21 protein-coding genes are annotated in these 19,810 nt (G+C 59.4%); 12 read left to right on the top strand and 9 right to left on the bottom strand.

Features of this window, described 5'->3' with window-relative positions:
* The first annotated feature begins 7 nt into the window (after nucleotides 1-7).
* The 3 genes from ACR0LF_RS13355 to ACR0LF_RS13345 all read left to right on the top strand — a co-directional run bounded on the left by ACR0LF_RS13355 (nucleotide 8) and on the right by ACR0LF_RS13345 (nucleotide 4,579).
* Nucleotides 8-1,672 (top strand): adenylate/guanylate cyclase domain-containing protein, encoded by a 1,665-nt coding sequence (locus tag ACR0LF_RS13355; RefSeq protein ID WP_480578768.1) that lies wholly within the window; start codon nucleotides 8-10, stop codon nucleotides 1,670-1,672.
* A gap of 224 nt (nucleotides 1,673-1,896) precedes the next feature.
* Nucleotides 1,897-3,615, top strand: a complete 1,719-nt coding sequence (locus tag ACR0LF_RS13350; protein WP_480578766.1) for a bifunctional sulfate adenylyltransferase/adenylylsulfate kinase — start codon at nucleotides 1,897-1,899, stop codon at nucleotides 3,613-3,615.
* A gap of 127 nt (nucleotides 3,616-3,742) precedes the next feature.
* Complete coding sequence (locus ACR0LF_RS13345; protein WP_480578764.1) at nucleotides 3,743-4,579, top strand: glycosyltransferase family 32 protein; 837 nt, start codon at nucleotides 3,743-3,745, stop codon at nucleotides 4,577-4,579.
* Nucleotides 4,580-4,637: 58 nt separating this feature from the next.
* On the opposite strand, the gene ACR0LF_RS13340 is transcribed toward ACR0LF_RS13345, so the two are convergent.
* The 3 genes from ACR0LF_RS13340 to ACR0LF_RS13330 form a co-directional block, all read right to left on the bottom strand.
* Entirely contained in the window at nucleotides 4,638-5,522 is an 885-nt protein-coding gene (locus tag ACR0LF_RS13340; protein WP_480578762.1) for a PhzF family phenazine biosynthesis protein, read from the bottom strand.
* Between the two features lie 85 nt (nucleotides 5,523-5,607).
* Complete coding sequence (locus tag ACR0LF_RS13335) at nucleotides 5,608-5,832, bottom strand: DUF1150 family protein (protein ID WP_480578760.1); 225 nt, start codon at nucleotides 5,830-5,832, stop codon at nucleotides 5,608-5,610.
* A gap of 5 nt (nucleotides 5,833-5,837) precedes the next feature.
* Nucleotides 5,838-6,251, bottom strand: coding sequence for an Hsp20 family protein (locus ACR0LF_RS13330; RefSeq protein ID WP_058275530.1), 414 nt, complete (start codon nucleotides 6,249-6,251; stop codon nucleotides 5,838-5,840).
* A gap of 163 nt (nucleotides 6,252-6,414) precedes the next feature.
* On the opposite strand from ACR0LF_RS13330, the gene ACR0LF_RS13325 reads away from it, so the two are divergent.
* The 4 genes from ACR0LF_RS13325 (at nucleotide 6,415) to ACR0LF_RS13310 (ending at nucleotide 9,023) form a co-directional block, all read left to right on the top strand.
* Entirely contained in the window at nucleotides 6,415-6,639 is a 225-nt protein-coding gene (locus ACR0LF_RS13325) for a YdcH family protein (protein WP_152458986.1), read from the top strand.
* Between the two features lie 76 nt (nucleotides 6,640-6,715).
* Nucleotides 6,716-7,201, top strand: a complete 486-nt coding sequence (purE, locus tag ACR0LF_RS13320) for a 5-(carboxyamino)imidazole ribonucleotide mutase (protein WP_480578758.1) — start codon at nucleotides 6,716-6,718, stop codon at nucleotides 7,199-7,201.
* The gene (locus ACR0LF_RS13315) at nucleotides 7,198-7,953 is read left to right on the top strand and encodes an NAD(P)-binding domain-containing protein (RefSeq protein ID WP_480578756.1); all 756 of its coding nucleotides are present in this window, start codon (nucleotides 7,198-7,200) and stop codon (nucleotides 7,951-7,953) included. The genes purE and ACR0LF_RS13315 overlap by 4 nt, the downstream gene beginning before the upstream one ends.
* Nucleotides 7,954-7,955: 2 nt before the next feature.
* On the top strand, nucleotides 7,956-9,023 hold the full coding sequence (locus ACR0LF_RS13310) for a 5-(carboxyamino)imidazole ribonucleotide synthase (protein ID WP_480578754.1): 1,068 nt from the start codon (nucleotides 7,956-7,958) through the stop codon (nucleotides 9,021-9,023).
* A 66-nt stretch (nucleotides 9,024-9,089) separates the two neighbouring features.
* Here the strand turns inward: ACR0LF_RS13310 and ACR0LF_RS13305 are convergent, their stop codons facing one another.
* From ACR0LF_RS13305 to ACR0LF_RS13280, 6 genes are all read right to left on the bottom strand, one after another.
* Nucleotides 9,090-10,241 carry an alpha-D-ribose 1-methylphosphonate 5-triphosphate diphosphatase gene (locus ACR0LF_RS13305; protein WP_480578752.1) on the bottom strand — a complete coding sequence of 384 codons (1,152 nt, stop codon included), beginning with the start codon at nucleotides 10,239-10,241 and terminating at the stop codon, nucleotides 9,090-9,092.
* On the bottom strand, nucleotides 10,238-11,011 hold the full coding sequence (locus ACR0LF_RS13300; protein ID WP_480578750.1) for an esterase/lipase family protein: 774 nt from the start codon (nucleotides 11,009-11,011) through the stop codon (nucleotides 10,238-10,240). Before ACR0LF_RS13300 ends, ACR0LF_RS13305 begins: the two co-directional genes overlap by 4 nt.
* Nucleotides 11,012-11,049: 38 nt before the next feature.
* Nucleotides 11,050-11,892: a DMT family transporter gene (locus ACR0LF_RS13295; protein WP_480578748.1), complete on the bottom strand. Its 843-nt coding sequence runs from the start codon at nucleotides 11,890-11,892 to the stop codon at nucleotides 11,050-11,052.
* Between the two features lie 245 nt (nucleotides 11,893-12,137).
* Nucleotides 12,138-13,778 (bottom strand): chaperonin GroEL, encoded by a 1,641-nt coding sequence (groL, locus tag ACR0LF_RS13290; protein ID WP_480530393.1) that lies wholly within the window; start codon nucleotides 13,776-13,778, stop codon nucleotides 12,138-12,140.
* A gap of 54 nt (nucleotides 13,779-13,832) precedes the next feature.
* Nucleotides 13,833-14,120 (bottom strand): co-chaperone GroES, encoded by a 288-nt coding sequence (groES, locus tag ACR0LF_RS13285; RefSeq protein WP_039523824.1) that lies wholly within the window; start codon nucleotides 14,118-14,120, stop codon nucleotides 13,833-13,835.
* Between the two features lie 152 nt (nucleotides 14,121-14,272).
* A complete protein-coding gene (locus tag ACR0LF_RS13280) occupies nucleotides 14,273-14,947 on the bottom strand; it encodes a DUF2161 domain-containing phosphodiesterase (protein WP_480578746.1) in 675 nt (224 codons plus the stop codon).
* Between the two features lie 110 nt (nucleotides 14,948-15,057).
* Here ACR0LF_RS13280 and ACR0LF_RS13275 point away from each other — a divergent pair, with 110 nt between their 5' ends.
* From ACR0LF_RS13275 to ACR0LF_RS13255, 5 genes are all read left to right on the top strand, one after another.
* Nucleotides 15,058-16,038 (top strand): TraB/GumN family protein, encoded by a 981-nt coding sequence (locus ACR0LF_RS13275; RefSeq protein WP_480578744.1) that lies wholly within the window; start codon nucleotides 15,058-15,060, stop codon nucleotides 16,036-16,038.
* Nucleotides 16,039-16,148: 110 nt separating this feature from the next.
* Nucleotides 16,149-17,069 (top strand): manganese-dependent inorganic pyrophosphatase, encoded by a 921-nt coding sequence (locus tag ACR0LF_RS13270; protein ID WP_480578742.1) that lies wholly within the window; start codon nucleotides 16,149-16,151, stop codon nucleotides 17,067-17,069.
* 132 nt (nucleotides 17,070-17,201) lie between these two features.
* The gene (locus ACR0LF_RS13265) at nucleotides 17,202-18,278 is read left to right on the top strand and encodes a DUF389 domain-containing protein (protein WP_480578740.1); all 1,077 of its coding nucleotides are present in this window, start codon (nucleotides 17,202-17,204) and stop codon (nucleotides 18,276-18,278) included.
* A gap of 98 nt (nucleotides 18,279-18,376) precedes the next feature.
* Nucleotides 18,377-19,252, top strand: a complete 876-nt coding sequence (locus tag ACR0LF_RS13260) for a TIGR01459 family HAD-type hydrolase (RefSeq protein WP_480578738.1) — start codon at nucleotides 18,377-18,379, stop codon at nucleotides 19,250-19,252.
* 101 nt (nucleotides 19,253-19,353) lie between these two features.
* Nucleotides 19,354-19,797: a MaoC family dehydratase gene (locus ACR0LF_RS13255; RefSeq protein WP_480578736.1), complete on the top strand. Its 444-nt coding sequence runs from the start codon at nucleotides 19,354-19,356 to the stop codon at nucleotides 19,795-19,797.
* Nucleotides 19,798-19,810 lie beyond the last annotated feature (13 nt).

Below are 19,810 nucleotides of genomic sequence, written 5' to 3'. Positions count from 1 at the left end.
TGAGCTTTTGAACAACGCTCTTTGGCGCGGCGGGTGGTCAACCCGACTCAGGATCGGCAGTGGTCTAATCCTGTTTGTCTTTGCGTTTTTCCATTTCATCAACATAGGTCTGGGCCTGTTTCACACCGATTTCCTGCATGGGATGCAGGACGGTCGAAAAATGGTGACACGCCACGATGTCATGAGTGTGCTTCTCTACGTTGCGCTGTTCACCCATGCGGGTCTGGCCCTGACCTCTATCGCGCAGCGCAGAACCCTGCGTATGCCGTTCAGCACAGCCTTGCAGGTTGTTTTGGGATTGCTGATCCCATTGCAATTGATCTCGCACATCGTCCAGACGCGGGTCGCGCACGAAATCTACGACGTCAATGACGAGATGGGATACATCATCATCCTGATGTGGCCCAACATCGCCGTGTGGATGCAAAGCGCCCTGTTGCTGATCGTCTGGGTACATGGATGCATCGGCCTGCATATGTGGCTGCGGCTGACACAGTGGTGGTCCACGACCGCACCTTATCTGATCGGTGTTGCTGTGTTTGTTCCAGTGTTCGCGCTTGCAGGTCTGCTGACCGAAGGCCGCCGCATATGGGCCGACTTCGCGGATGAGTTCCTGCGCGAGCAATATATCGAGCACTACAACTGGCCGTCGCCTGAGACCTTCCGGGCTCTGTTCAGTGTAAAAGACTATGGCCTTCTGACCTTCTGGTTGGCCTTGGCGGCAACGGGGCTGATTTTTGTCGGACGCAAACTATGGCGGCGCAGGCATTCGGTCCGCGTCAGCTATGCCAAAGGGCCGGATGTCGTCGCTGAAAAAGGGATGACTCTGCTTGAGATTTCTCAGGCCAATGGTGTGCCGCACGCCGCCTTGTGCGGCGGAAAGGGACGCTGCACCACCTGCCGGGTGATCGTTGAGGAGGGCGGCGACGCCCTGCCCCCGCCCAGCGATGTCGAGGCCCGCAGCCTGGCCGCCGTGAGTGCCTCGCCACAGACGCGGCTGGCCTGCCAGATACGCCCGACGGAACCCACCACCGTTTTTCGGGTCTTTCAACCGGATGGCGGGCGTATTCGCGGGCATGCCAGCCAGGGTCAGGAGCGCCAGCTTGCGGTCCTGTTTCTGGACATGCGCGGCTTTACCGCCCGCACAACAGGCCAGTTGCCTTATGATATCGTGTTTCTGCTGAACCGGTTTTTCGACGCAGTCGTGCCGTCCATCACGAAAGAAGGCGGCGGCGTCGACAAGTATATGGGGGACGGGCTTTTGGCGGTGTTTGACCGACCCGATGCCGCCGGTTCCGCACGCGCCGGTCTGAAAGCGGCGATCGACATCAGCCGCGCCCTCGACACGTTGAATGAACAGCTTGAGGCCGAAGGCAGCCCCGGCATTCGCATCGGGATGGGGTTGCATCTTGGTGATCTGGTGCTGGGTGAGATCGGGGCGCAGGGGCACGCCTCGAAAACGATCATCGGTGATGCGGTGAATGTCGCCAGCCGACTGGAAAGCGAGACCAAGGCGCTGGGGGTGGAATTGCTGGTGTCAGAAGAGTTGCTGAACGCCGCCGGTGTGACTGTGCCGCGCGAAGACATCCGGGAATTCCAACTGCGCGGGGTATCCCGGGCGATTCCCGCCCTGCCCGTTACACGGGCCTCTGAGCTTGGGCAGAGCGCTTAGAAAACCGGAACAGGCATACTGCACCAGAACCGGTTTTCGCATTTGCGGCGAACCGGATCGTCAATTTTCGGCAAGAGTTGGAAATTTCTTCTGATTCCGAAAAAAACGACACATATCGTCCTTTGTTTGATTGACACAGGTAGACTTTGCGAAACTGTCGGGGCACATGCCATTGAAACGCCCATGAATGGCAGGCAATTCAACACTTCGACAAGAGTATTCCGATGACGATGTTAAGCAATCTGGCCCCGATCCCCGAACTCTATGTATCATATGAATCGGCCCAAAAGCTGAAGGTGGAAGCCGCGGATCTGACCAGCTGGGATCTGAGCCCGCGCCAGATCTGTGATCTGGAACTGCTGATGAACGGCGGGTTCAGCCCGCTCAAGGGGTTCCTGAGCGAGGCCGATTACGACAATGTCGTCGAGAACATGCGCCTGGCCGACGGCACCCTGTGGCCGATGCCCATCACATTGGATGTCAGCGAGGATTTCGCGGATCGGATCGAACTGGGTCAGGATATCGCCCTGCGTGATCAGGAGGGCGTGATCCTCGGCACCATGACCGTGACCGACCGCTGGACCCCGGACAAGGCGCGCGAGGCCGAGAAGGTTTTTGGCGCAAACGACGAAGCCCACCCGGCCGTCAACTACCTGCACAACGTGGCCGGCAAGGTTTATCTGGGTGGCCCCGTGGTCGGCATTCAGCAGCCTGTGCATTATGATTTCAAGGCCCGTCGCGACACTCCGAACGAGATGCGCGCCTTTTTCCGCAAGCTGGGCTGGCGCCGTATCGTGGCCTTCCAGACCCGCAACCCGCTGCACCGCGCGCATCAGGAACTGACCTTCCGCGCCGCGAAAGAGGCCCAGGCCAACCTGCTGATCCACCCGGTTGTCGGCATGACCAAGCCGGGAGATGTGGATCACTTTACCCGTGTCCGCTGCTATGAGGCGGTGCTGGACAAATACCCGGCCTCGACCACCTCGATGTCGCTGCTGAACCTGGCCATGCGCATGGCTGGCCCGCGTGAGGCGGTCTGGCACGGGCTGATCCGCGCAAACCATGGCTGCACCCATTTCATCGTGGGCCGCGACCATGCTGGCCCCGGCAAGAACTCGGCTGGTGAGGATTTCTACGGGCCTTACGAGGCGCAGGACCTGTTCCGCAAATACCAGGATGAGATCGGTGTCGAGATGGTCGATTTCAAACATATGGTCTACGTGCAGGAACGCGCCCAGTACGAGCCGAATGACGAGATTCTGGATAAGGACAATGTCACGATCCTGAACATCTCGGGCACCGAATTGCGCCGCCGTCTGCGCGAGGGGCTGGAGATTCCCGAATGGTTCTCGTTCCCCGAAGTCGTTCAGGAATTGCGCAACCGCTTCCCACCGCGGTCCAAGCAGGGCTTTACCGTGTTCTTCACCGGTTTCTCGGGCTCGGGCAAATCAACCATCGCCAACGCGCTGATGGTCAAGCTGATGGAAACAGGCGACCGCCCGGTCACTCTGCTGGATGGCGATATCGTGCGGAAAAACCTGTCGTCGGAACTGGGCTTCTCGAAAGAACACCGCGACCTCAACATCCGCCGTATCGGCTATGTGGCCAGTGAGATCACCAAGAACGGCGGCATCGCCATCTGTGCCCCGATCGCACCCTACGCCACCACCCGCCGTGCCGTGCGCGAAGAGATCGAGCAGTTTGGCGCTTTCTGCGAAGTCCATGTCGCCACCAGCATCGAGGAATGCGAACGCCGCGACCGCAAGGGCCTGTATAAGTTGGCGCGTGAAGGCAAGATCAAGGAATTCACCGGGATTTCTGACCCTTACGATGTGCCTCAGAACCCCGAGCTGAGCGTCGAGACCGAGAATGTCGAGGTCGACAACTGCGCCCATCAGGTTCTTCTGAAGCTGGAAAGCATGGGTCTGATCGCGGCGACCTGATCACGGGTCTTAGATGACATTATTGAACGGCCGCTGGGTTCACCGGGGGCCGTTTTGCATCTCTGGATTGACAATGGCCGCCCGCCTTGGTGCTTTTCGCAGGGTCCAAAACGGGTACGCGGCTGAGATGACAGGTAAATTGCCAACCATTGCCAGTTTCTGGTTCGGGTCCGATCTGAGCTGGTTGGAGCGGCTGTGTATCCAGTCCTTTCTGGATCAGGGGCACCCGTTTGTCCTGTACCTTGCGCATGAGGTCCAAGGCATCCCCGCAGGAGTCGCGACCCGCCGCGCAAGCGACATTTTCTGGCCGCCGCCTTTTGCGATGAAAGCAGAAGACCGGCAGGGCGTCGCCGTGTTCTCTGACATCTTCCGACTGCATCTGATGCGGCGGAGCGAGGCGATCTGGGTCGATCTGGATGCCTATTGCGTGCGGGCGTTCCGCTTTTCGACGGATTTTGTGTTTGGGTGCTCAAAGAAAGGCGATTTCCCGACAGGTGTTCTGCGCCTGCCGAAGGAATCGCAGGTTTTAGAGGCGATGCTGGAGTTTGTGACGTCAGCAAACCCGAGCCAACCCTGGCGCGGGCGCCAGTTGCGTCGGCACAATCGGGACCGTGTCGCCAAGGGGGAAAGCTGGGGCATCGAATCCCTGCCCTGGGGCAGTTCCGGGCCCAAGGCCTTTCAGCATTTCCTGCGTCAGACCGGCGAGGACAGACATGCCATGCCTGCTGAAACCTTTTATCCACTGGCCCCGGAAGAGTTGTGGAAACTGCACGATCTTCGCATCGCGGCGGAACAGGTTGAAGCTGAGGCCGTGTATTCCGTTCATATCTACGGCCATCAGAAGAAACTGATGGCCAACAAGATGGCCGGGCTACCGGCTTTGGGGTCTTACCTGCACAGGCTGTGTGATCGACACGGGATCGACCCAAGGGCAGCCCCGATTCAGCCGCTGGGCTGGATGTAGCTTGCAGCGTTTCCTCAGAACCTATCGGGCAGCCCTCGATAGATGGCCTGCCAACCTGTTACCCGATCTCCGGCAGATCGACCTGCCCGCGCATCAGGATATGCCCCTGACCTGCGACCTTGATCCCTGTCATGGCATCCGACGGGCCAACGCGCGTGACGGAGGCCTGTCCGGGTCGACCCATGTCGTGCCCCTGCTCGGCAATGAAACTGTCTTTGGCCATCAAGCCGTATTTCCACAGATAGGCCGCCATCGCGCCGGTAGCGGAGCCGGTAAAGGGATCCTCGGGCGGGCTGGGCGGGGCCAGCAGCAGGCGGGAGAATGTATCGCCTGCCTCGGTGGCCCCTTTGAGGGTGACCAAAAAGGGCTCGGCCATGTCCGAGCCAGAAAAACCCGCCGTCTCAGCCACTTGGCGCAACGGACCTTCGACCAGTTTGGCTGCCCGCAAGGCCTCATGATCCCGCAAAACGGTGACGCAGAACGGCAGACCTGTTGAGACCATCTGAGGTGGTGAGATGATGGCGTCCTGCGGCAGACTGATCGCCTCGGCCACCAACTCCGGCGGGACATGAACGCCGAACTGTGGTGCGACCTGGGTCATTTCGATATGCTCGCCCTGCAGCCGGATCGACACAAGCCCGGCACCGGTTTCCAGCGTCAGACTGTCGCCCGCAATCATGCCACGGGATCGCATTGCGGCGACGGTGGCGATGGTCGGATGTCCGGCGAAGGGGATTTCACGGCTGGCCAGATAATAGCGAACGCGAATATCAGCCACATCGGACGGGCCGGTAAAGGTGCATTCAACCAGCGAGGTTTCACGCACATAGGCCATGCAGACCACTTCGGAAAGATGTGCGCCCCCATGGACCACGGCACATCCGTTGCCCCCAAATGCGCGATCACTGAATGCGTCTACCCAGTCAAAGTCAAACCAGCCCATGAAGCATACTCCTGCCTTACCGTCTGCGGCACGATCACCGCAGAGGCAGGAAATGTCACGTCAATTCGGCAGATTTTTGGGTGGCCTAGTGAACGGCCACCGGAGACAGGTCATGTTCGCGCGCCAGCACAAAAGCCAGCTTGCGGTCGGCGACCAGCGCCAGTTGCTGCCCGTCGGAATCGTGGACGGCATAGAGCTGATCCAGATCGCCCGCCTGTTCACGGACTTCCCGAGGCAGTTCAGATACGTCGACCGTTTTGACATAAACGATACGGTCGCCTTCGGCGTTGATTTCAATCGCTGTATTCATTGCTCTTACCCCTTCCGTATGTTGATTGTCTGAACCACGGTTTCCGGCACGGCGCGGGTCAGGTCCACATGCAGCAGACCGTTTTCCATGATCGCCTCGCCCACCTCGACCCCGTCGGCCAGCACGAACATGCGCTGAAACTGACGCGCCGCGATGCCACGATGCAGGAATATGCGCCCCTCGCTGTCGTCGCGTTGACGGCCCCGGATCACCAATTGGCGATCCTCGATGGTGATCGACAGATCCTCTTCGGCGAACCCGGCCACCGCGAGGGTGATGCGATAGGAAAAATCCGAGGTCTGTTCGATATTATAGGGCGGGTACCCTTCATTTCCGGCCTTTGCAGACCGTTCCAGAAGGCGTTCCAATTGCTCGAACCCCAAAAGATGCGGGTATGAGCCCAAGGTAAGTTTCGACACGTATTTTCGTCCTTCATTGTCAAAGCGACGTGGTGTGCGGCCCCGTTTCGGCAACCGCCTGTAATAGAATATGGGAAGAAACCAGGATGTCCACAAGGTCTGGCGCGATAACGTCTGACACACTATCTTGTTGGGTAAGCACCACAACAAGCCCGAGTCGCCAATGAACGCGCCCACTGACCTTTCCATGAAAACCGATGAAGTTCTGCGCGTTGAATTGGAGGTTTTTCGCCGTCAGCACCGCGATCTGGACGAGGCGATTCAGGCATTGCATGACAAAGGAACGGCCGATCAGCTGACCTTGCGGCGTCTGAAAAAAGAGAAACTGCGCCTGAAAGACATCATCCGGCTGATCGAAGACCGTCTGACCCCCGATATCATTGCCTGAACGCCCTGTACCGCATTGCCAGACAACCGGATTTGGCTATAGTGCGCGCTCTTTCTGAGCGCAGGGACGGAAGCGGATGAGCGATGTGAAAGTGGGGATCATCATGGGCAGCCAGTCGGACTGGCCCACGATGAAGGAAGCCGCAGATATTCTGGATGAACTGGGTGTCGCCTACGAGGCGCGCATCGTGTCGGCCCACCGCACGCCGGACCGGCTGTGGGATTATGGCAAGACCGCGGTGTCGCGCGGATTGCAGGTGATTATCGCGGGTGCAGGTGGCGCGGCGCATCTGCCGGGCATGATGGCGTCGAAAACACGGGTGCCGGTGATTGGCGTGCCGGTGCAGACGCGGGCCTTGTCGGGCGTGGATTCGCTCTATTCCATCGTGCAGATGCCCAAGGGTTTTCCGGTGGCAACCATGGCGATCGGATCCGCTGGCGGGGCCAATGCCGGTCTGATGGCCGCGGGTATTCTGGCGCTGCAGGATAGCGCTCTGGCCGAACGCCTGGACAATTGGCGCGCGGCGCTGTCGGCTTCGATCCCCGAGGAACCGCAGGGATGAGCCGTATCGGGTTCATTGGCACCGGCCATATCGCTGCGCCAATTGCGCGGCTGATGGCGGCCAAAGGACATGAGATCAGCGTCACCGAGCGCAATACCGACGTCTCGGCCGCCTTGAAGGCGGAGTTGGGCGCGACCGTTGCCGCGCCGCAGGCCGTGATCGATGCCTCGGATATCGTGTTTCTGTGCCTGCGCCCGCATATCGCGGCCGAGGTACTGGCCCCGCTTACATTCCGCGCCGATCAGCAGATCGTGTCGGTCATGGCGGCGGTTTCGACCGAGCAACTTGCCGAGCTTTGCGCCCCGGCATCGGATTTCGTGCAGACCATCCCCTTGGGTTTTCTGGAAACCGGCGGCTGCCCGATGGCGGCCTTTGGCAATGATCGCCTGCTTGCCGAGTTGTTTGAGCCTGAGAACCCGGTGGTCAAGGTGACCGACGAAGCGGCGCTGAACGCGCATTTCGCCATTTGCGCCATGGTTCCCGGTGTTTTGGACCTGATGGCCTCGGGTGCCAAATGGCTGGGTGATGTGACCGGTGATCCCGACAGGGCAGAATTCTATACCACACAGTTGATGGCAGGTTTTCTGACCACGATGGAGAAAGGCAGCGCAGGAAAGCTGGCGCAGGAACGCGACGCACTTGCGACCGAGGGCACGCTGAGCCTGCAGATGACAGAGACCTTGAAGGATCAGGGCGCGCATGAAGCGTTGCGTTCGGCGCTTGGCGCAATTGGCAAACGTTTGGAGAGTTGAAGATGGCGGAAATGCTCGACCAAGGTGCAGTGATCGGGATTCTGGGGGGCGGTCAGCTGGGCCGGATGCTGTCGGTGGCGGCCTCGCGGCTGGGATTTGTCAGCCATATCTACGAGCCGGGCGCGAACCCGCCCGCCGGGCAGGTTGCGAACAGGGTCACGACAGCGGCTTATGACGATGTCGCGGCGCTGAAAGCCTTTGCCGATGCGGTGGATGTCATCACTTATGAGTTCGAAAACATCCCGACCGAGGCGCTGGATATTCTGGAAGCCCACCGTCCGATCCGCCCCGGGCGCGAGGCGCTGCGGGTCAGTCAGGATCGCCTGACCGAGAAAACCTTTCTGCAAGAGCTGGGTCTAAAGACGGCCCCGTTTGCGGATGTCACCGACCTAGACAGCCTGAATGCGGCGGTCGAGCAGATCGGGACGCCTGCCATCCTCAAAACCCGTCGCTTTGGTTATGACGGCAAGGGGCAGGCCCGGCTGCGCAACCCTGCGGATGCCGAGGCTGCTATGGCCGATATGGCCGGTGCGCCTGCCATTCTGGAAGGGTTCGTGGAGTTCTCGCACGAAGTCTCGATCATCGCAGCGCGGGGGCTGGACGGTCAGGTGGCCTGTTTCGATCCCGGTGAGAATGTGCACCGCAATGGAATCCTGCACACCACCACCATTCCTGCCCGCCTGTCCCCTGCACAGCGCACCGATGCGATCCTGTTGGCGGCAAATATCCTGAACGCGCTGGAATATGTCGGCGTCATGGGGGTTGAGCTGTTCGTGACACCCGGCGGGCTGATCGTGAACGAGATTGCGCCGCGCGTTCATAACTCGGGCCATTGGACGCAGAATGGCTGCGCCGTGGATCAGTTCGAACAGCATATCCGCGCCGTAGCGGGCTGGCCCCTTGGGGACGGACAACGCCATTCGGACGTGGTTATGGAGAACCTGATCGGCGACGACATGGACCGTGTGCCTGAACTGGCCCGCGAGCGGGACGTGGCGCTGCATCTTTATGGCAAGGCCGAGGTCAAGGCCGGTCGCAAGATGGGCCATTTCAACCGGATCAAGCGGTAAGGGTGTCGCGCCTGCGCGCGACACCTTCGGCGAGAGTATTTGGGAAAAGATGAAGGGTTTGCGGGTCTACCTTAGGAACCGGGCGGCGATGTCACCTGACAAATAGCTGACGCGCCCAGCGGCCATGGTTGCCGCGACACGATAGGTTTCCGCGTCCAGGATGACCAGATCTGCGCGTTTGCCGGGGGCGAGCGTGCCCCGGTCCTGCAAGTCCAGAACCCGCGCGGGCCCGGATGAGATCAGCGCCCAGGCTCCGGCCAGATCCAGCAGGCCGGTTTTGGCCAGCATCAGAGCCGCGCGGCGCGGGCTGGGGTAATGGTAGTCCGAGGCCAATGCATCACAGAGGCCCATGGCAATCAGTTCGACGGCGCTGGCATTCCCCTTGTGCGATCCACCCCGCACAACGTTGGGAGAGCCAAGGATGATGTGATCCCCAGCGGAACGCGCGGCTTCGGCGGCCTCAAGCGTTTCGGGAAATTCCGCAATGCGCACACCGTGGTCGCGCCACCATGCCCTGGTCTCGGCGGTTGCGTCGTCGTGGCTGCCAAGACGCACATCCATATCGGCGAGTTCAGCGCAGAGCGTTTCGACTGCGGCGGGCACTTCGTTTCTGCGGGCGTGCATGTCGAGCAACATCTCAAAATGCGCGTCCGGATTGCGTCCAGCCTTTAACGCCTGCCCCGTCAGGCGCGGGGGCTTCTTGCCTTGTGCCAATCGGTCATGCGGCAGGTGGTCATTGAATACGACGTAAGGTACCTGCCATTTGGCGATGCGGCGGGCCAGACCGTCGTAATCCCGAAGCATGTTGGTCTCAAACCGCAATTGCGCGATCAGATCGGTGACGGTGCTGTCCTTGACTGCGGCGATGGCCTCGAACACCTGCGCGGCGAATTCCGGGCCGCGCACGCCGCCTTCCCAGCTGTAGAACTGAGCCAGAACTGCCGTGGTAATACCATTGGCGGCCAGTTCGGCCTCAACCGACAGTATACCCTCATTCATCTGCTTCATGGCACCGCGGCGTGGGGCGATATGGCGTTCGAACCCATCGCCATGCAAGTCGATGATGCCGGGCAGGACAAAATAGCCGGTCAGATCGATCCTCCGCCCGTGTGGCTCTTGTTGCACCACGCCTTCCGCGATGGTCAGATCGGCACGCGACAAACCGTCCCCTGGCAACAGAACCTCTGCGCCGGTCAAAGTCAGGTTCAATGCGGTCATTGTGTGGGCTCCGAGTCAGGTTCCGAGCAATCCTGCCCGATACAGATCTCGTCAATTACGTCCATCACACCGTCCAGCCAAGTGATCTGCGGATCAAACCGGCCAAATTCAATGAAATGCAACGCCTGGGCCATAACCCGGGGATTGTTCATCATGAAGGTGTGGGTCACAGGCAGAACCAGATGATCGCTCATCCCCTCGACCTTGGTAGTTTCGATCGAAACCTTGCCGTCGTCCTTTCCGTCAATCAGAGAGGAAAATAGTGGGTTAAGTGAGTTTTCCCCGGCGATCACGCCCAGTTCAAAGTTAACCGGCGGCAGGCGGCGTGGGATACCTTCGGGGCCTGTACCCAGCTGCAGGCCCGCGGGGCCGTTCAGATACCCGAACACTTCCCATGCGCTGAGTTCATCGACCAGTTGGCTGCCCTGGTTTGGCGGGCCGAGCATGACAACGCGGCCCAGATTCTCGGGGCTGTGATCCTGCAACCAATAGCGCAGCAGGATGCCGCCCATGGAATGCGCCACAACATTGGCTTTGTCTTCACCGCAGGCGGCAAAGGCATCCGGGATAGTCTGCTCCGCCAATTCCGGAATTCCGATTTCGGTCGACGGATAGCCGGGGCGCACGACTGTGTAATCATGGGCTTTGAACAGCTGCTCCATCACGGTGAACGAGGCCTCGGTTCGCGCAAGTCCATGCAGAAGGATCACGCATTTCGCGCTGGCCGCGGCGGGAACAAGGCAAACGAGCAAGGCAATCAGAAATCTCATAATCGCCAAATAGAACCTATGAGCGCCTGATAAAAGCCCTAGCCTCGTTGACGTCGCAGCACAGCCAGCGCGATACCGCCCAAAACAAGCGCGGCGCCCATGATCAGCCGTGCTCCGACAGCCTCACCCAGCAGGGCCACACCGCCCAGAATTGCGATCACAGGTACGCTGAGCTGTACGACGGCCGCCACGGACGGGGCGAGTTGTGGCAAGACGCGATACCACAATGCATACCCCAACCCGGATGTAACCGCACCGGACAGAGCTGCCAGAAGATACCCTGTTCCGTTCATGTGCCAGGCAGCGCCCGTGACAAGCAAAGCCAGGGCCGTAACTGGCAAGGCGACGATAAAATTGGCGGCCGTCCCTTCCAGCGCATCCGGCTCGGACCGTCCCGCTATCGAATAATTGGCCCACCCGAAACCGGCAGCGACCATCAGGGCCGCACCTACAAGGTCAACCTGGACCGCGCCGGAGGGCCACAGAACGAAGGCCAGACCAACAAGTGCGACCCCTGCCCCGGCCACCTGCCGAAGTGTCGGAACCGTCCCGGACAGCGCCGTGATCGTGAACATCGTGACCTGCACCACGCCGAACAGGATCAAAGCCCCCAGACCCGCATCCAGCGTCAGGTAGGCAAGCGAAAACCCGATCATATAAAGCGACAGCGAACCGGCCCCGACAACCCTCCGTCGGTTGCGCAAGGGCAACTGCCCTTTACGTGCCAGCACCAATGCGGCCAGAACTACCGCTCCGGACAAAACCCGCATGATCGCAAATCCCGCCGGATCACTGGCCCCGCTGTCGATGGCCAACCGGTTCAGGATGGAATTCGCCGCAAAGGCGCACATGGTCAGCGCGGTCAACAGGAACAATCTCATTCCAACCGCATAGCCGGTTCCGCCGGGTTTGCACACTCACATTCCCGCAGGCGCAGCCAAATCTTCTTCTGTTCAAAAATACCTCCGCCGGAGGCATGGCCGCGCAGCGGGCATTCCAAACGAAACGAGGCCGCCCGAAGGCGACCTCGAAGATAGTGCGTTACGGCTTTCCCTTTAGACAACCTGACATTTGGGTCAGGCACCCGTCGGGGCCAGCAGAATTTCCTGACGGAAACTCGCCGTGCTTACATCATGCCGCCCATGCCGCCCATGTCGGGCATGCCGCCGGCAGCAGGTGCGTCTTTCTGCGGCTTGTCGGCAACCATCGCTTCGGTGGTGACCAGCAGGCCAGCAACCGATGCCGCATCTTCCAGAGCGGTACGGACAACTTTGGCCGGGTCGATCACGCCGAACGAGAACATGTCGCCATATTCTTCGGTCTGCGCGTTGAAGCCGAATGCTGCGTCAGCGGATTCACGGACTTTGCCCGCAACAACCGCACCGTCAACTCCTGCGTTCTCGGCGATCTGGCGCAGCGGTGCTTCGATGGCCTTGCGAACGATGTTGATGCCTGCGTTCTGGTCAGCGTTTGCGCCTTCCAGAGTTTCCAGTGCTTTACCGGCCTGAACCAGAGCAACACCACCACCCACAACAACGCCTTCCTGAACGGCAGCGCGCGTTGCGTTCAGAGCATCGTCCACACGGTCCTTACGCTCTTTCACTTCAACTTCGGTCATGCCGCCGACGCGGATCACGGCAACACCGCCTGCCAGTTTGGCAACGCGCTCTTGCAGCTTCTCACGGTCGTAGTCCGACGAGGTTTCTTCGATCTGAGTGCGGATCTGAGCAACACGTGCTTCGATCTCGGCTTTCTCGCCAGCACCGTCGACGATGGTGGTTTCGTCTTTGGTGATTTCGATTTTCTTGGCGGTGCCCAGCATGTCCATGGTCACGGACTCGAGCTTCATGCCCAGATCTTCGGAGATGACCTGACCGCCGGTCAGGATCGCGATGTCCTGCAGCATGGCTTTGCGGCGATCGCCGAAGCCCGGTGCTTTGACAGCAGCGATTTTCAGGCCGCCACGCAGTTTGTTGACAACCAGAGTCGCCAGCGCTTCGCCTTCAACGTCTTCCGCGATGATCAGCAGCGGCTTCTGCGACTGGATCACTTGTTCCAGCAGCGGAACCATCGGCTGCAGCGAGGACAGTTTCTTTTCGTGCAGCAGGATCATGCAGTCGTCGAGTTCTGCGATCATCTTGTCTGCGTTGGTGACGAAGTAAGGCGACAGGTAGCCACGGTCGAACTGCATACCTTCGACAACATCGGTCTCGGTTTCCAGACCTTTGTTTTCTTCGACGGTGATAACGCCTTCGTTGCCAACCTTTTGCATCGCGTCTGCGATCTGCTGGCCGATTTCGGCTTCGCCGTTGGCCGAGATGGTGCCAACCTGAGCAACTTCGGCCGAGTCTTTGACTTCGCGCGAAGCCGACTTGATGCCTTCAACAACCTTGGCAGTTGCCAGGTCGATGCCGCGCTTCAGATCCATCGGGTTCAGGCCAGCAGCAACCTGCTTCAGACCTTCGCGAACGATGGCTTGGGCCAGAACGGTCGCGGTGGTGGTGCCGTCGCCGGCTTCGTCATTGGTGCGGCTGGCGACTTCTTTCACCATCTGCGCGCCCATGTTTTCGAACTTGTCTTCCAGTTCGATTTCCTTGGCAACCGAAACACCGTCTTTGGTGATGCGTGGTGCGCCGAAGGATTTGTCCAGAACCACGTTGCGGCCTTTGGGGCCCAGGGTCACTTTAACAGCATCGGCCAGGATGTTCACACCTGCCAGCATGCGGTTACGGGCATCGGTGTCGAACTTGACGTCCTTTGCAGCCATGTCGTTTCTCCTTGAGAAAATGTATTGGAATGAAGATCAGAGGAAGCGCGCGGCTTACTCGATGATCCCCATGATGTCGCTTTCTTTCATCATCAGCAGCTCTTCGCCGTTGACCTGAACCTCGGTGCCCGACCATTTGCCGAACAGGATCTTGTCGCCAGCTTTAACAGCCATTGCGATCAGTTCGCCGCTGTCCTTACGTGCGCCTTCGCCGGTTGCAACGACTTCGCCTTCGCTGGGCTTTTCTTTTGCGCTGTCGGGAATGATCAGGCCGCCTGCGGTTTTCTCTTCGCTTTCGGTACGGCGAACCAGCACGCGGTCATGAAGCGGTTTCAATGCCATCTTTGCAGCTCCTTGGGCTCAAAGTTTGTTTATCCTCCCCTCGCCGTCTGGCGAGGCGTTAGCACTCGGGGTGTGTGAGTGATAACGACGCATAGCTAGGGAGTCTAAAACTCCGAGTCAACAAGTTGTGAGGGATTTTTTTGCGGCTTGGATCAGTCGGCCTGTTCCCAGCTGTAGGCCCAGTGCTTTAATCCTTCCGCCCCCCGAGATGTAAGACCGTAGATGCCCTTTTCAACCTTCTCAAACCACCCATAGTGGTTTTCGCGCATAAGCCGGGTGGCGACGGGGACGCCAACCGATCTGGCCACTTCGGCCCCTTTGGTCGGGCCATACTCGGCCAGAAACGCCGCGCATTTCAGCGCGTCCTGCCGATAGGCCGTCACAATGCCATGGCGCGTTGCACCGCCTGCATTGGGGTCCCCTTCCAATCGGTCGAATTCACGCAACAGCCGCGCGGCCTTGGCCTTGTTCTTGCGCGGCGCATAAGGGCCGGGGTCGCATTGCACCTCAACCGTACCATCAGCGCGCACGGTGATCAGACCCAGACCCAACCTTCGACACAGCGCCAGATTGTCCTTGAGCGCGCGCCGTGCCGTTCGGCCCGTGGGTTTGCTGACGGCGATGTAAACCTGATCCGTGAGTTTCAACCTTGTGATCGCCTGATGAAACAGGGCCAGCGTGAACCGCAGCTTCAGTTCGACAATCACGGGCTCATCCCCATCGCGCACTGCAACGATATCGGCCGCGCCGACCTCGCCCTTGACGATGTATCCCTGACGCTCAAGCAGCGCTTTGATCGGGGGATAGAGATCCTGCTCGCGGTTCATGCGCCCATGCTACGCGGATTATCGGGGAATACCAGACGGGCCGCTTGAACATCAGAGGGTGGCATGGCTATGTCTGGGTTCAACTCTTTGACTTATCTTGGGCAGGTTTCATGCGCTTTTTGGCCTTTCTTGCTTTTCTTCTGCTTCCGATCTCGGCTCAGGCCGCGTGCGAAGGTGTGGACCTGCGATCGCAACTGTCCGATGAAACCCGGGCCGAGTTGGAAAGCGCCGTGGCCGATATCCCCTATCCCGAGGGCAATCACTGGATCGCACGCAAGGGCAACACCGTTCTTCACCTCATTGGTACAATGCACTCGTTCGATCCGCGCATGGAGGACATCATAGATCGCCTGTGGCCCGAACTGAGCAAGGCGGATGCGTTCTATTTCGAAGTCACGCAGGCGGAAATGGACGCCTTTGAAAAGAACATGGCCAACGACCTGAGCGCGGTGATGATTACCTCGGGGCCGACCTTGATCGACATGATGGCGGAAGAGGATTGGGCCGCGCTGTCCGGCGCGCTGGCCCAGCGTGGCATCCCCGGTTGGATGGCGGCGAAAATGCGCCCGTGGTTCCTGACCATGATGCTGAGCATCCCGCCCTGCATGATGGAAGATCCCAACGCAACCCACGGAATGGACGCCCGCCTGAACGATCTGGCCGTCGAAAACGGTATTCCGCTGCACTCGCTGGAACGGATCGAAGACCTGATGGCCATGTTCGACAGCCATCCGCTGGAAGAACAGGTCGAGTCGCTGGTGCGCCTGTCCGGCGCGATGCAGAGCAATGACGACCAGCTGGCCACCATGGCCAACGCCTATCTGGAAGAGAAACACGCCGAGATCATGCAGTTTGCCCGCCTTCAGGGGCTGGAACAATCGGGTCTGAGCCCCGAGGTGTTTGATGAGGAATGGCAGGGGTTCGAACAGCAATTGCTGGTGCAGCGCAATGCCAATTGGATGGAGCATATTCTGGACATCAGCGATCAGAAGGTTGTCATCGCTGTTGGTGCCGGACATCTGAGTGACGATCACGGTCTGCTGAACCAGCTGGAACAGGCCGGGTACACTCTGACACGCGCCGCATTCTAGGCTGTCGCGGCGGTTTTCAGACCAAGCGTCGCAGAATGGTTGCTGCAACGTGACAAGAGCGTTTACCCGCCCTATAAGGCGCGCAAAATTCCAATCCGCAGGATGCTGACATGACCACGCTCGTATTTGGCCACAAATCCCCCGACACCGATTCCACAGGCTCGCCGATCCTGTGGTCCTGGTACCTGAACGAAGTCAAAGGTGAGCAGACTGAACCCGTGCTGCTGGGCGAGCCCAACACCGAGGCGGCCTTCATGCTGGAAAACTGGGACCTGCCCAAGCCGCGCATCCTCGGCGATCTGGCCGCGGACACTCCGGTGGTCATCGTTGACACCAACAACCCGGCGGAACTGCCCGCCAACATCAACGACGCCGATATCCGCGCCATCATCGACCACCACAAGCTGGTCGGCGGTCTGGAAACCAAAGGTCCGATCGACATTACCGTGCGCCCGCTGGCCTGCACCGCAACCATCATGGTTGACCTGATGGGTGAAGATGCAGCCAAAATGCCCGACGCCATCAAAGGCGCGGCACTGACCTGCATCCTGTCGGACACGCTGGAGTTCCGCTCGCCCACGACCACCGCGCATGACCGCGAAGTTGCAGAGCGCCTGGCGGCTGAGCTGGAACTGGACATCTCGGCCTATGCGGCGGACATGTTCGCGGCGAAATCGGATGTCTCGTCCTTCTCGGACGCTGAACTGATCCGCATGGACAGCAAGGAATACGAGGTCGACGGCACCAAGTTCCGCGTCTCGGTTCTGGAAACCACGGCCCCCGGCGTTGTGCTGGACCGCAAGGCAAGCCTGGCAACATCGATGGTGGATGTTGCCAAAGAAGACGGCGTCGATCAGGTGCTGCTGTTCGTGGTCGATATCCTGAACGAAGAAGCCACCCTGCTGGTGCCCAACGATCTGGTCAAAACCGTTGCCGAGAAGAGCTTTGACGCAACCGTGAACGGAGACGCCGTTGTACTGCCCGGCATCATGAGCCGCAAAAAGCAGATCATTCCGAACCTGAAAGTCTGATCGCTTAACCACGCAAAACAAAAAGGCGTCCGTTCGGCCGCCTTTTTTCTTTCTGACCGGCCATTTGCGGAAACGGTATCGGTTGTTAGTCTGACGGTGGGTACGAAGTTCAAACCGTGTCAGGCAAACACAATGGCCGTTCGAAAACTCAGCACGACCCGGGGCATCCTTCTTTTTGAGGGCTCGGACAAGGCTGCGTATTGGCGGCGCTTTGCGATGTTGCTGACCCTGTCGGTTGTGATCGCCACCATGGGTTTGCTGCGCAATTCCGGGGCGGTTGTGATTGCCGCCATGCTGGTGGCACCCCTAATGACCCCAATCCTCGGCGTGGCAGCTGCTATGGTCATGGGGTGGCTGAAACGGGCCATGTTCCTTGCCCTTACGGTTTGTCTGGCTGCCGTAGCCTGCGTTCTGATGGCATGGTTTCTGGTCTATGTAGCAGACGTTCCACGCGGCATTCTGATCCCGGATCAGGTTCTTGCGCGCACCGATCCCGGCACTGAGGATTTGATCGTCGCCCTCGCTGCCGGGGTTGCCGGGGCCTATGTTCAGATCAACAAATCCGAACTGAGCCTTCTGCCCGGCGCGGCCATTGGCGTGTCGCTGGTTCCGCCGCTCTCGGCTTCGGGCATATTGCTGTATTTTGGCGAACCCGCCGAGGCTTATGAGGCGGGGCTGCTTTTCGCGACAAACCTTGGTGCGATCATTCTGTCCGCCTGTGCGGTCTATCTGGTCTATGCGGCACGGTCGGTGGTCTTCAGCAAGGGCAAACGTAAACTGAACTTTACAGCCAGTGTGTTCGTCGCGATCGCCTTTTTGGTCGTCGTCGTTCTGCAACTCGGGAAATCCACCTATAACCGTTACCTGGAGACGCGGACCGAGGCCCAGCTTGCTGATGCCATTCGGGAATGGGCTGATCCGATATCCGTGGAAATCATTCGCATCGATGTCAACGCCCAGCGCAAGCGGGCCGAGGTCTGGCTGATCGTTGACTTGCCCGCCGAGGCCCAATTCAAGGTCTCTTCCGTTGCTGGGTTGCTGCCGGAGCAGCTGCGGGAAACACCCCTTGTCGACGTATTGCAAGGGGAACTCGGACCCGGATATCTGGCCATCATCCGGTATCAGACCCGGATTGGAGCCCAGGTCATTCTGGGAACGGACAACGTCCAGCAAGCCCCGGATGTGACGGACGTCGCTGAAGACGATTAGCAGCTTTGTCCTTTCCTGAGTGCAAAAATGCGGGATGGTGTTCGGGTCCAAGCTTTGCCATAGCTGTCGCAAGCGCGACATCAGACCCAGAGGCCCCCATGACCCAGATCGTTTCCTCGCTTGCCGAGATTTCCGACCGCTATAAGGCATTGTTCGTCGACCTTTGGGGTTGCGTTCACAACGGCATCACCGCCTATCCCGAAGCCGTCGCGGCGCTGAAGGCTTATCGCGCAAAGGGTGGGATCGTTGTGCTGGTCACGAATTCCCCCAAACCCCGCGCCGGCGTGGCAGAGCAATTGGGCCAGTTCAACGTACCCGCAGACGCCTATGACACCATCGCCACCAGTGGGGATTCGGCGCGGTCGGCGATGTTCCGGGGCGCTGTCGGGCACAAGGTTTACTTCATGGGGGAATGGCAGCGCGATGCGGGCTTTTTCGAGCCGCTGAAACTGTTGCATCACCCGATCCACATCGAACGCGTACCGCTGAAGGAGGCCGAAGGTATTGTCTGCTGCGGCCCGTTCGACCCGATGGCTGACCCGGATGTGAACCGGCCCGATTTCCTTTACGCCAAGCAGATGGGCATGAAACTGCTCTGTGCGAACCCCGATATTGTTGTGGATCGCGGAGAGGTGCGCGAATGGTGCGCCGGTGCTTTGGCCAGGCTGTATACCGAAATGGGAGGAGAGAGCCTGTATTTCGGCAAACCGCACCCGCCGATCTATGATCTGGCCCGCCGCAGGTTGCAGGAACTGGGTCACGATATCCCCGACAGCGACATTCTGGTGATCGGTGACGGCCCCCATACGGACATTCTGGGCGGCATGGGAGAGGGCATTGATTCTCTGTTCATCTCGGGCGGGCTTGCGGCCGCAGAGACAAAAACGTCGCATCATCCGCACCACGAATCCCTAACCGACTATATTAAAAGGGAAAAGATCAATCCAACCTTCACAATCGGCCGCTTGAGGTAGCAAGAAAAGACTTGATTTTCTGCAGTTGCGAAGTAATAAAGTTGCCAACCTTGGCCTGATGATGGTTTTTTCTTTCACGGCCGATTTCGAGTGAGGGCAACATGTTGGACAATCTTCCACGCGGAACGATCTGTATCGAAGACATCGAAATGGGCATGTCCCGCCACCTGCGCAAAGTGGTGACGGATGAAGACATCGAGATGTTCGCGCAGGTTTCAACCGACCGGAATCCGGTGCATCTGGATGATGATTATGCCCGCGATACGATCTTCGAAGGCCGCATTGCCCACGGGATGCTGACGGCGGGTCTGATCTCGGCCGTGATTGGTGAGCAACTGCCGGGTCATGGCACAGTTTACATGGGGCAGTCGCTGAAGTTCCTGGCCCCCGTGCGCCCGGGCGACATGGTCTATGCCGAGGTGAAGGTGACCGACATCGACTTTGCCAAGCGCCGGGTCAAGCTGGACTGCCATTGCTCGGTCGATGGCAAGAAGGTGCTGATTGGCGAGGCCATGGTGCTGGCCCCGTCGCGCAAGTTCGACTGATTGGCAATTACAT

Source organism: Ruegeria sp. E8 (assembly GCF_056533985.1).
The sequence above is the reverse complement of the archived record's forward strand: the minus strand, read 5'-3'. Positions and strand labels throughout refer to the sequence as shown.